Origin of the sequence: Salmonella sp. SJTUF15591, from assembly GCF_043356435.1 — a bacterium.
GTDB lineage: Bacteria > Pseudomonadota > Gammaproteobacteria > Enterobacterales > Enterobacteriaceae > Salmonella > Salmonella enterica.
Map to the genome: position 1 here is coordinate 1 of NZ_JBEUJO010000023.1, position 11736 is coordinate 11736.

The window sequence follows — 11736 nt, forward strand, 5'->3', positions numbered from 1 at the left end:
TTACCACCTGCGCCGGGGGTGGTTACCACCTGCGCCGGGGGTGGTTACCACCTGCGCCGGGGGTGGTTACCACCTGCGCCGGGGGCTTGAATTAAATTAGATAAATCTCTTATTGATAGACAAACACACTACACTTAATACCCATTATGTTAAAAACGACAGGATTCATGAAAATCATCAGAATTGTGCAGGATGGTTCACCTATCCAAAGACTAACTATCAGAAAAACTCATCGAGCATCAAATGAAACTGCAATTTATTCATATCAGGATTATCAATACCATATTTTTGAAAAAGCCGTTTCTGTAATGAAGGAGAAAACTCACCGAGGCAGTTCCATAGGATGGCAAGATCCTGGTATCGGTCTGCGATTCCGACTCGTCCAACATCAATACAACCTATTAATTTCCCCTCGTCAAAAATAAGGTTATCAAGTGAGAAATCACCATGAGTGACGACTGAATCCGGTGAGAATGGCAAAAGCTTATGCATTTCTTTCCAGACTTGTTCAACAGGCCAGCCATTACGCTCGTCATCAAAATCACTAGCATCAACCAAACCGTTATTCATTCGTGATTGCGCCTGAGCGAGACGAAATACGCGATCGCTGTTAAAAGGACAATTACAAACAGGAATCGAATGCAACCGGCGCAGGAACACTGCCAGCGCATCAACAATATTTTCACCTGAATCAGGATATTCTTCTAATACCTGGAATGCTGTTTTCCCGGGGATCGCAGTGGTGAGTAACCATGCATCATCAGGAGTACGGATAAAATGCTTGATGGTCGGAAGAGGCATAAATGCCGTCAGCCAGTTTAGTCTGACCATCTCATCTGTAACATCATTGGCAACGCTACCTTTGCCATGTTTCAGAAACAACTCTGGCGCATTGGGCTTCCCATACAATCGATAGATTGTCGCACCTGATTGCCCGACATTATCGCGAGCCCATCTATACCCATATAAATCAGCATCCAGGTTGGAATTTAATCGCGGCCTCGAGCAAGACGTTTCCCGTTGAATATGGCTCATAACACCCCTTGTATTACTGTTTATGTAAGCAGACAGTTTTATTGTTCATGATGATATATTTTTATCTTGTGCAATATAACATGGGTTAACTTCATCCAAAGTAAAAAACTGCGCTGAATGGGCCAGAGCAGAATCCCGGGATGGTTAACTGAGTTCTGATCAAAACCGCATAATCTTGCTGCCTCTACCTTAGTGCGCATGGTGCGGCTCAGTCCGGCGTCCAGTCCTGCGGGTCGAACAAATCTGGTTCTTGCATTGGCGGCTGGCTCATGAGGTCGTGGTATTCGCTGGGGCGCATGTCGTGCTCACCCTCAAGGAACGGCAGTTCCTTGGGACGACTTACCAGCACAAGCCCGCTGCTGGTCTGGTCGATGGCCCATCCCATACCGCCTTGCAGTCCGCGTGTGCGGTCTGAGATTTCGTCTAAAGCATCGCGTAGTTGACCCCGCCTGACTGATCGAACCTTCGTTGATGCTTCTTCCCACGCCGCCTTGCCCCATACGTGGGGCGCTAGCGTGTCGATGTGCGCCCCGTTGCCATTGCCAAGCGAACGGCCAAGCCGGATGTTTGAGCACAGCCAACAGTGCAGCAGCTTGGCGGCTTCACTCTCCAGCTCGTTGCGCTCGAAAAGCGAAACCTTGACGTGTTGCTCTCGAAAAACCGCCCCGGTCAGGCGCGGATTGACGGCAACAAAGATTTCCCCAGTCTTGTGATTGAACCGACTCGAAAGGAGATTGCAGCGGTAATCCCAGCCGGTAGCGTGATTGATTTCCCGTATCTGCGCGTTACCCATTCGGTTCAGGCTTTCCTTGATTCTGGCAAGTGCCGCCCCGCTTTCTGGGTCGTCATATCCAGCATCAATCAGCAGGCTGCGCAAACTGGTTTTCTTGGTTTTCAGCGGCCTTCCATCATCGTTGTCAAAGTCCAAAGCAAGGCGCAATTGCTGGCCTATTTCGCCGGGTGGTTTTGCCTCGATCATCAAGCCGTCAATGCCAAGCTGGGCGCTTACTGCAAGCAAGATTGATTGGTCATCAGCTCCAAGCTGCTCGAACCCTTGAAAGCTGATTTCACTATCGCCGAAGCGGCGCGGCGGCACATACAGTCGCCCGCGCTTCTTCCCCTTCGTGGGGACGAAAAGCCCGTCAAACACATGAGCGGGATCGAATTTGGCATAGGCCGGTTTAATACGCTGCTGAGTCATAGCCCTTGCCCCCCTTGTTGCCGCTCTCACGCTTGATCTCCTGTAGCTCTACCGGCAGCAACACCCCGCCGGTGTGTCGCTGATACCAGCGGTCTAGCGGGGTCGCGTCGTAGTTCTGCTTACTCACGCCAAAGCGGACAAAAAGGCCGCGCCGCTCGTTGCCGATGGGCGCACGATCAAAGCCCCGGTCGCTCAGGCGCTCGGCTTCCTGCTCCGTCATCTTGGCGACATAGCCGCACCATCTGGCGTTGTCGATCAGGGCAGACGCGCCCCGCGCTGCCTGCTGCTGGTCGGTCTGGCCGTCGCGGGCGCTGCCCTTGTTGACGTGGTGCAGGTACAGGACAGCCGCCCCGGTGGTTGCCGCGATGTGTTCCAACACGGAAACAAGGTGGGCCATGTCGCCGTTGCTGTTCTCGTCGAGGCTGTGAATGCGGCTCAATGTGTCCAGCACAATCAGCCGCGCCCCTGCGCTGTAGTCGATGACGCGGCGCAAGTGCGCCTCGTCCATCACGTTCAACCGCTTGCCCATGATCGGCTCAAGCATCAGGTTCTCAGCGATGGCTTCGCGGGCCGACTGGTTGAGGTGCTGGCCGATGGCGTGGACACGCCGCACAAGGGCGGGCTGTGGATCTTCGCCAGCGAGATAGACCACGCGCCCGGTGTGCGCCGGGGCCAGTCCTACAAGGTCGCCGCCTGCCACACTGCAAGCGATTGACATGGCCGCTTCAAGAGCAAAAAAGCTCTTGCCAGTTGCGCCAGGTGCAACAAGTGCGCCCACGGTTCCGGCCAAGAATCCGGGCCAGATGAAATCAAGTTCTGGCGGCTCATTGGTGAAGGCCGCCATAATGTCTAAAGCCATGCTGTTCTCCTGTGTAGAACGGTTATGGTTAGGCGCTGCCGGGTGTTCCCGCACCCTGCCGCGCCGCTTCTGCCTTCGCCTTGGCGGCATAGCCCGCTTCCAGACTGGCGGCATCGGTCGGCGTGTCGCCGTCGATGGGCAGGCCAGAAGCGAACATGAGCGCATCACGTAGGGCAATCTCTGCTTGCCCGTACTGGCGTCCCTGAAAGGCGCTGTGGCCTTCCGTGCCGGTGTCCCGCACGGTGCGCCCGCCGTCGATGATGCGCCACTCGTACCAAGCGTTTTCCGGCTCGCCGTAGACCTCGATCATCGCGCCCAAGGAATCCGGGGCGGGAATGGTGTAGATCGTTTTCATTTCGCAATCCCCAAGAACACGGCCAAGCAACGCTCAACCTCAAGCAGTGCGTCCGCGTCGATGCGCCCGAAAGCTGGCCCTACCTTGCTGCGCAGCACCGTCATCGCCTTGTCGACCATCACCTGCGATGGCTTCTGCAAACCGTTCTCTGCGCTCGGCTGAACCGTGACGCGCAGCAACGGCGCGGCATTAAGTGTGCTGGTGACAGGCAGCACGGTAACGCTGCCGTGCTCGCTGAACTGGTTGGCCTGAACCACAAGCGCAGGCCGTGGCTTGCCAAAGTCGCCCTGCATGGCGATGGTCACAAGGTCGCCGCGCATCATTCCGTCCAGCCGTCCACGTCTGCCAAGGCTTCATCCATGAACTGCTGCATGGCGGTGTCGGCGCTGTCGGCCTGAGCCACAAGCAGGCATTGGCGGCGGCACTCCTCCGCGAAGTCGGGGCGGCGCGTATCCGGCACCCAGATTTGAACCGGACGAAGCCCCGCCATGCGTAATGCATCGCGATGCTTCTGAACCCGCTGATTAACGTGTGCTGTTGCCATTTCCAAGCCTCCAATTAAGTTACATGCAACATTGTACGCACCTCGCAAGTTACATGCAACAGGTATTTAAAGACTCATCCCCGGCGAGTTATCGCGCTCGATCTTCTGCGCCTTGGCCTGCTCCTGCTGGCGTACAGGCTCGCGCCCTTCCAGCTTCTCCCACTGCTGGCGGTACTTCCCAAGCTCGGCGGCTTGGCGGTCGCCTGCGGCGCTGTAGGCATAGCGGGCGGTGCGCTGCGCGTAGTCGTTCCAGTCGCGGCCCTCGTCCTTCTGCCGGGTGGCCGGGGCGCACTGGCGGATAGCGCCCTCGATGGCGGCTTGATCGTGGCCGGTGACGCGCATACGCACGGCAATCATGGAATCCAAGCGGGACAAGTCCACCTCGCCGCCACGCTGCCGCTTGAGCACGTCGCGATAATGCCGCTGGTAGGCGTCGATCGCGCTGCCGCTGGCCGCTGCAAGCTCCAAGGCGGGCTTGGCTTTGCTGCGCTCGGGCTGCTGCGCCTTCAAGGCCGCTTGCCGCTGATACTCGGCGTCGATCTGGCTGGACAAGGCCAGCGCCTTGATGCACTCCCGGCGCTCGGCCTTGAGCAAGCGCACCTCGGGATAGCTGCCGTCCTCCCGCTGGTGCTTGGGCTTGCGGTTCTCGTAGCCGGGTGCACGGTGCGGGTGGATGGCTCCCGATAGCTTCGGGTCGCCGTATTCACGGTTCAGGGCATCGCTCAGCCGGTTGCCCACGTCCTTATCGTGGGCCGTCCCCAGCTTCGGCACGGTGATGATGGCCTGATAGTTGCCGGGGCTGGATTCAAGCACGGCGGCGGGCTGGTAGCCGTCGCGGATAAGCCGCTCCAGCTTCTCCCGGTTCATGTCGTCGATGAGGATGTGATGCTTCTTGTCCGATAGCGGCGTGTAGTAGAGGTTTTCGCCCCGGCGCTGTAGGCGCTGCATCTCCGGCGTGCGCTGCTCGATCTCCTGCGGTGTGAAGCCCCGCGTGATGCCGTCCTTCTTGTCGAGGATGAAGGTTTGCTTGCTGCCGTCCTCGCGCATCTTGATAGACGTTACCCGGTAACGCTCTGCGCCTACCGCTTCCGCGTACCGCTCGAACTGCTTTAGCTGCTCCGATTTCATCGCCTGCACCCTTTCCTGCTGTATCCGCTGCCGCTCCTGCTGGATGCTCTCCTGAATCTCTGGATTTGTGATCTTGAAGCCGTGCTCTGCTGCTAACTTCCCGCACATGGCCTTGTATTCGTCGTTCCCCATCACGGTGAAGCTGCCCCACTTCTGCGCCGATAGCTGTAACGCGGCAAGCGTGCTGTCCCGGTTGCGCCAGTCGTGAATATCGATGCTTTTGCCCTTGTCCACGAAAGACACACCCCCGCCCCGCCCCGCTTCTTCCTTCCGGCTGTAATGCACCTGCTGGCCCACGATTTCAGGCTGATAGGCGCGAATGTCTCGCGGCGTCGGCGGCTCGCTGCGGTCGCCCTCGATGCGCTGCGGCTCGCTGGCCCGGTGTCGCCACTGCTCGGCAAGCTCCGGGCTTTTCTGCATCCGCTGCCACTGCTCCAGGTCGGGATAGGGTCGGAACCGCTGCCGGTGCTGCTCGCGCTCCTTCTGGTGCTTCTCCTTCAAGGCCGCTTTCTCTGCGGCCTGCTCGGCGGCAATCACGCTGCGCATGGCGTTGAGCACTTCGCCCTTGCCTTTCCAGTTTCCGCGCATGAGTTCATCGCGGCGGGCCTTCTGCTGCTCGGCAAGTTGCTTGCGCTCCTGCTCCTGCCGCTTGTCCTGTGCCAGCTTGTCCGCGTTCTTCTCGGCGTAGTGTGCCTTGCGCCCGGTGATGTAGTCCTTCCATCCCGGCACGTCTGGCTTGATCGGCTCCGGCTCGCGCGGCGCTACCTGCTGACGCTGCGGCGCTGGCTGGTATTCACCTAGCCGCTTCTGCATCTTGGCAAGGCTGGCGTTGCGGTCTACATCGCTGGCCTTCACGCCAACATCCCCGACAAACACGGTCGCCCCGCTGCCGGTCTTTTCGTAGCGCATCCCCTTGGCTGCTAACTCGCGGTGCAACTGCTCCCACGTCTGCGCCTGCTTGATGATGGCTGCGCCGTCCTCGATGGCGATGCGGTGGGCTGACTTCTCCCCGGTGCGGTTCTCCATGTCCCGCTTCTTCTGGTCGGGCTGGCGTGGCTTTTCCGGGTCGTATGGCGCTCGGCCTAGCTCCCCGTTCTCCAACACCTGATAGCGCCCGTTTTGCTCACGCTGCCAGCCTTGGGCGTGCTCAATCCGTGCAATGGCTTTGTGTGCCAGTTCAATATCAAATCCACGGTTCTTCTCAACAATCTTGAGCGTTTCGGGATGCACCCGATTGATGACGATGTGCAGGTGGATATTGTCCGTGTCGGAATGAAGGCCATAGATGGCTTGGTGGTCTTTCCACCCAAGCTCATCCATGAAGATGCTAACCGCTTCCTCTACTTGCTCCGGGCTTGGCTGTTCGCCTTCGCGCCAACTCAAGACGTAGTGATTGATGGTGTCCTTGCTGCGCACGGCTTCTTGTGAGAGTGCAATCATCTCTGCCGTCTGGCTCTTGGGGTCGTCCATCATGAAACCCCGCGCCCCGGCATACAGACACTTTTCCTGCGGACTCTCCGACTCCGGCGAACGGACATAGCTGGTAAGCTGGCCGATGCGCTGCGCCTTGCTCGCGGACTTCTTCGGATTCGGAACCTTCTTAACGATCATCGTTTAGCTTCCTGAAGTAGTCCTTGAGCGCAACAAGCGCCCCGGCTGTTTCCTTGCTGTAAACGCCTCCGCTCTCGTTGTGGATGTGCTTCAGCAATCCACCGATGCGCCGCAGCTCCTTGAGCATCACGGCGTCGGCGTTGGCAATGATCGGCCTGCCGAAGTAGCGGCGGCGGACAAGCTCGGACATGCTCAACCCGGCAAGGTCGGCGTCCTCTTTCAATCTGGCCTTCTCCGCTGCGGTCAGCCGCACATTGATAACGGCGTCCAGCGGTTCCGGCCCCTGCGTTTCAAATGGCATCATGTCTCCTTCTCGCCGGGGGCGGGGGCGGGGTGTGTCTTGGACAGTAAGAAGCGAAAGCGCCGCACTGTCCGGGGTCAAGGGGCTTGCCCCTTGCAGGATGAGCCAGACCGTGAGAAGCGAAGCGCCGAATGGGCAGGCGGGGATTGGCAGGAACATGCGTAGCATGTGTATGACAATCCGCATCCTGTATTGCTCAACCACTCTACTATCATATCAGCAGTTTAGGTGCACGGGACGCACTTTGCAACAAGCATAAAAGGCGCTATGCTGTCAACTCCGCAACCAGTGAGCAAAGGAGTTAGCAGAATGAAATACACAACAGAGCAGCTAGAGGCTATCGCTTCAAAGCTTCGTGAGATGCCGCCAGTCGAAAAGAAGAAGCAGGAGCACAGCAAGCAAGAGGCCGTGCGCGTGCTATCCAAAGAGATTGCCGCTTTGCAAAAGCGTGGATACACGCTTGACCAGATTTCCGAGACGCTGCGCGGCGAAGGTCTGAGCATCGCAACCCCAACGCTCAAGAGCTACTTGCAGAGAGCAAAGCCAGCGAAAAAAGCCCCGGTGCAAGCACCGGGAGACACACCCCCGCCCCGCCCCGCCGATAAGAAGCCTGCGGATACATCGAAGGCGACATTCACCCCGAAACCTGACAGCGACGACATTTAAGGAGTAAGCAACATGGCGAAAAGCATTTACCTGATCGGTGGCAGCAAGGGCGGCGTTGGCAAGTCGCTTGTTACGATGGCAACGGTTGATTACCTGCAAGAGCGCGGCGAAAGCGTCTTGCTGATTGAGTCTGACACCTCTAACCCGGACGTATGGAAAGCCTATAAAGAAAGCACGGAAACGGAGCTTATCAATCTGGATGAGGCGGACGGATGGATTCAGCTAGTGAACCTGTGCGATAGCAAGCCGGATAGCGTCGTGGTAATCAACACGGCAGCACGGAATAACAAGGGCGTGAGCGCCTACGGTGAAACACTGAATAGCACGCTTGAAGAACTCAAGCGCAAGCTGGTCACGCTGTGGGTGATTAACCGCCAACGGGATAGCCTCGAACTGCTAAAGGAATACATGGACGCAATTCCGAATGCGGATGTTCATGTGGTACGCAATGGACACTTCGGGGAAGAAAAGAAGTTCGAGCTTTACAACGGCTCCAAGCTGCGCACGGCGGTAGAGGAACGCGGCGGGAAATCGGTGACATTCCCGGACATGGCCGACCGTGTGAGCGATGACATTTACAGCAAGCGCATGAGCATTGCGGTAGCACTCAAGGAACTGCCCATTGGCAACCGTGCGGAGCTTACGCGGTGGCGCAACGAGGCCAAAAAGGTATTGGAGGCCGTAGTCCATGAGTGACCTAGACGACAGCTTTGCAAAGCTGCTCGGCAGGCAACCTAGTGACGCGGAGCGGCAAAGTCTTTACCGGGTTCGGGATGCGCTCGGCCTGAAAAACAATGATGCGCTGTGGCTGGTGCTCATGGCCTTGCAACACTACCAAGGCCAGTATGAGAAGTTCCCGCAAGCGATAGCACAAGCGGCCAAAGATACCTTGGTCAATTTCAAGGTAACGGCGGATGCAACCGTGAAAGCATCAGCGGAAGCAGCCAAGGCGGATTTGGCGCAAGCGGTAGCAGCAGCAGCGCAAGAGGTCGCGCACAACACATCGGCAAAGCAGATGTGGCAGTGGGCGGCGGGCTGCATCGCGGTGGCCTTCCTGTGCGTCGGCCTGTTCGGCTGGTACATGCACAGCAGCGGCAAGGATTCGGGCTATCAGGCCGGATACGGCGCGGGATACACCGAAGCCAAGGACGAGAAAGCGGCGGCGGCATGGGCCAACACGCCAGAGGGGCGCTTGGCCTACCGCTTCGCGCAAACGGGAAGCCTCGCCAGCTTGGCGAAGTGCGATAGGCCGGGGTGGTACGTCGAAAAAGGCGTGTGCTACGTCAAGCCCGCATCGGATGGCACCTACGGATGGAGGTTGCCATGAGAATCAAGATCAAAGGAGAAATCACGGCAGAACGCCTAGCGGAAGCACTGCACGCAGCAGCAGAAAAATACGAAGCTGTGAGGCCGGGGCACAAGGTCTATGGGGCCAATCTCTACCTAACCGCCTTCGATGCTGATGGTCTGCCGTTCGATCTGGTAGACCATCGCGGCGAACCGCTTTCGATCACCATCGAGGCCAAGTCTGGCGAACTGGTAAAACCAGCACTCACAGCAGAGGGTGAAGCACACCGACAGAAAGCCAAAGAGGAAGCACGAAGGCAAGCTGAAGAAGCGGAAGCTGAAGCACAGCGCAGACACAGGCAAACCTTAGACGAATACGAACAGGAGCGGCAAAAACGACGGAAAAAGGAAGCCGAAGCAAGAAAGCAATTTGAGGACGCGAACGCAATCACTGCCGAACTCTTGAAAACCATGCCGGAACGCTTCATCGACGAACTGAACAAAACCGTGCAAGGCGTTTGGGACGACCTCAAGCCAACCGAAACGCAAGGCAAGAAGAAGGGCCAGCCGAAAGCGCTACCAGTCTTTTCCATCCATGCGGACGGGCTGGTGCTTTCCGTCGAGACATGGAAGAACCCGCGCCGGGTTCTCAATCCGCTTTGCACACTCCAGCACGGCGAAATAGCCCCATTCTGGATGCACGAAGCGTGGTTAGAAGCCATGAGGCGGATAGTCGATCTGCTGGATACGCTCACCGCAGCCCCGGCAGAGGCCCTAGAAAGCCAGTAGAGGCGTTTTCGCCTGCAAGGAAGGGGGTAGCGGCGGGGCGGGGGCGGGGGTGTGTCTGCAAGGGCTTTAGCCCGCGCAGGGCGAAGCCCGAAGGCAAGGCTTCAGACGACGCCTAAAGCGGCGGCTGAAAGCCGCGCATGGTAGAAGTTCTTTAGAACTTCTTAGACCGGAATTTTGGAAAAACGCGAAAACTCAGTACTGACAAGGGTTTGCGGGCGTTTTTGTGGCTTGTCAGGTTACCACCTGCGCCGGGGGTGGTTACCACCTGCGCCGGGGGTGGTTACCACCTGCGCCGGGGGTGGTTACCACCTGCGCCGGGGGCTTGAATTAAATTAGATAAATCTCTTATTGATAGACAAACACACTACACTTAATACCCATTATGTTAAAAACGACAGGATTCATGAAAATCATCAGAATTGTGCAGGATGGTTCACCTATCCAAAGACTAACTATCAGAAAAACTCATCGAGCATCAAATGAAACTGCAATTTATTCATATCAGGATTATCAATACCATATTTTTGAAAAAGCCGTTTCTGTAATGAAGGAGAAAACTCACCGAGGCAGTTCCATAGGATGGCAAGATCCTGGTATCGGTCTGCGATTCCGACTCGTCCAACATCAATACAACCTATTAATTTCCCCTCGTCAAAAATAAGGTTATCAAGTGAGAAATCACCATGAGTGACGACTGAATCCGGTGAGAATGGCAAAAGCTTATGCATTTCTTTCCAGACTTGTTCAACAGGCCAGCCATTACGCTCGTCATCAAAATCACTAGCATCAACCAAACCGTTATTCATTCGTGATTGCGCCTGAGCGAGACGAAATACGCGATCGCTGTTAAAAGGACAATTACAAACAGGAATCGAATGCAACCGGCGCAGGAACACTGCCAGCGCATCAACAATATTTTCACCTGAATCAGGATATTCTTCTAATACCTGGAATGCTGTTTTCCCGGGGATCGCAGTGGTGAGTAACCATGCATCATCAGGAGTACGGATAAAATGCTTGATGGTCGGAAGAGGCATAAATGCCGTCAGCCAGTTTAGTCTGACCATCTCATCTGTAACATCATTGGCAACGCTACCTTTGCCATGTTTCAGAAACAACTCTGGCGCATTGGGCTTCCCATACAATCGATAGATTGTCGCACCTGATTGCCCGACATTATCGCGAGCCCATCTATACCCATATAAATCAGCATCCAGGTTGGAATTTAATCGCGGCCTCGAGCAAGACGTTTCCCGTTGAATATGGCTCATAACACCCCTTGTATTACTGTTTATGTAAGCAGACAGTTTTATTGTTCATGATGATATATTTTTATCTTGTGCAATATAACATGGGTTAACTTCATCCAAAGTAAAAAACTGCGCTGAATGGGCCAGAGCAGAATCCCGGGATGGTTAACTGAGTTCTGATCAAAACCGCATAATCTTGCTGCCTCTACCTTAGTGCGCATGGTGCGGCTCAGTCCGGCGTCCAGTCCTGCGGGTCGAACAAATCTGGTTCTTGCATTGGCGGCTGGCTCATGAGGTCGTGGTATTCGCTGGGGCGCATGTCGTGCTCACCCTCAAGGAACGGCAGTTCCTTGGGACGACTTACCAGCACAAGCCCGCTGCTGGTCTGGTCGATGGCCCATCCCATACCGCCTTGCAGTCCGCGTGTGCGGTCTGAGATTTCGTCTAAAGCATCGCGTAGTTGACCCCGCCTGACTGATCGAACCTTCGTTGATGCTTCTTCCCACGCCGCCTTGCCCCATACGTGGGGCGCTAGCGTGTCGATGTGCGCCCCGTTGCCATTGCCAAGCGAACGGCCAAGCCGGATGTTTGAGCACAGCCAACAGTGCAGCAGCTTGGCGGCTTCACTCTCCAGCTCGTTGCGCTCGAAAAGCGAAACCTTGACGTGTTGCTCTCGAAAAACCGCCCCGGTCAGGCGCGGATTGACGGCA

At 56.5% G+C, this 11736-nt stretch carries 14 protein-coding genes; 4 read left to right on the top strand and 10 right to left on the bottom strand.

Features of this window, described 5'->3' with window-relative positions; translation table 11 throughout:
• Positions 1-219: 219 nt before the first annotated feature.
• From ABVM99_RS24100 to ABVM99_RS24135, 8 genes are all read right to left on the bottom strand, one after another.
• Entirely contained in the window at positions 220-1035 is an 816-nt protein-coding gene (locus ABVM99_RS24100; RefSeq protein ID WP_000018326.1) for an aminoglycoside O-phosphotransferase APH(3')-Ia, read from the bottom strand.
• A gap of 208 nt (positions 1036-1243) precedes the next feature.
• Positions 1244-2236 carry a replication protein C, IncQ-type gene (gene repC / locus ABVM99_RS24105; protein WP_009873351.1) on the bottom strand — a complete coding sequence of 331 codons (993 nt, stop codon included), beginning with the start codon at positions 2234-2236 and terminating at the stop codon, positions 1244-1246.
• Positions 2217-3095 carry a helicase RepA family protein gene (locus tag ABVM99_RS24110; protein ID WP_009873352.1) on the bottom strand — a complete coding sequence of 293 codons (879 nt, stop codon included), beginning with the start codon at positions 3093-3095 and terminating at the stop codon, positions 2217-2219. Before ABVM99_RS24110 ends, repC (ABVM99_RS24105) begins: the two co-directional genes overlap by 20 nt.
• Before the next feature lie 28 nt (positions 3096-3123).
• Positions 3124-3450: a hypothetical protein gene (locus ABVM99_RS24115; protein WP_009873353.1), complete on the bottom strand. Its 327-nt coding sequence runs from the start codon at positions 3448-3450 to the stop codon at positions 3124-3126.
• A complete protein-coding gene (locus tag ABVM99_RS24120; protein ID WP_009873354.1) occupies positions 3447-3773 on the bottom strand; it encodes a type II toxin-antitoxin system PemK/MazF family toxin in 327 nt (108 codons plus the stop codon). Before ABVM99_RS24120 ends, ABVM99_RS24115 begins: the two co-directional genes overlap by 4 nt.
• Positions 3770-3994, bottom strand: a complete 225-nt coding sequence (locus ABVM99_RS24125; RefSeq protein WP_043149934.1) for an antitoxin MazE family protein — start codon at positions 3992-3994, stop codon at positions 3770-3772. The genes ABVM99_RS24120 and ABVM99_RS24125 overlap by 4 nt, the downstream gene beginning before the upstream one ends.
• 66 nt (positions 3995-4060) lie before the next feature.
• Positions 4061-6733, bottom strand: a complete 2673-nt coding sequence (traI, locus tag ABVM99_RS24130; RefSeq protein ID WP_393927449.1) for a TraI/MobA(P) family conjugative relaxase — start codon at positions 6731-6733, stop codon at positions 4061-4063.
• A complete protein-coding gene (locus ABVM99_RS24135; RefSeq protein ID WP_223526267.1) occupies positions 6723-7037 on the bottom strand; it encodes a plasmid mobilization protein in 315 nt (104 codons plus the stop codon). Before ABVM99_RS24135 ends, traI begins: the two co-directional genes overlap by 11 nt.
• A gap of 306 nt (positions 7038-7343) precedes the next feature.
• Between ABVM99_RS24135 and ABVM99_RS24140 the strand changes: the two genes are divergently transcribed.
• From ABVM99_RS24140 to ABVM99_RS24155, 4 genes are read left to right on the top strand one after another with little or no spacing between them, the layout of a single operon-like run.
• Complete coding sequence (locus ABVM99_RS24140; RefSeq protein ID WP_009873357.1) at positions 7344-7700, top strand: hypothetical protein; 357 nt, start codon at positions 7344-7346, stop codon at positions 7698-7700.
• Positions 7701-7712: 12 nt separating this feature from the next.
• Positions 7713-8396, top strand: a complete 684-nt coding sequence (locus tag ABVM99_RS24145) for a protein mobD (protein WP_009873358.1) — start codon at positions 7713-7715, stop codon at positions 8394-8396.
• A complete protein-coding gene (locus ABVM99_RS24150) occupies positions 8389-9027 on the top strand; it encodes a DUF6753 family protein (RefSeq protein ID WP_009873359.1) in 639 nt (212 codons plus the stop codon). Before ABVM99_RS24145 ends, ABVM99_RS24150 begins: the two co-directional genes overlap by 8 nt.
• Positions 9024-9776 carry a hypothetical protein gene (locus tag ABVM99_RS24155; RefSeq protein WP_009873360.1) on the top strand — a complete coding sequence of 251 codons (753 nt, stop codon included), beginning with the start codon at positions 9024-9026 and terminating at the stop codon, positions 9774-9776. The genes ABVM99_RS24150 and ABVM99_RS24155 overlap by 4 nt, the downstream gene beginning before the upstream one ends.
• Before the next feature lie 455 nt (positions 9777-10231).
• Here ABVM99_RS24155 and ABVM99_RS24160 read toward each other — a convergent pair whose 3' ends face one another.
• Together ABVM99_RS24160 and repC (ABVM99_RS24165) are read right to left on the bottom strand one after the other, a co-directional pair.
• A complete protein-coding gene (locus ABVM99_RS24160; RefSeq protein ID WP_000018326.1) occupies positions 10232-11047 on the bottom strand; it encodes an aminoglycoside O-phosphotransferase APH(3')-Ia in 816 nt (271 codons plus the stop codon).
• A 208-nt stretch (positions 11048-11255) separates the two neighbouring features.
• A partial coding sequence (repC, locus tag ABVM99_RS24165) for a replication protein C, IncQ-type (RefSeq protein ID WP_393927454.1) occupies positions 11256-11736 on the bottom strand: 481 nt, incomplete at its 5' end.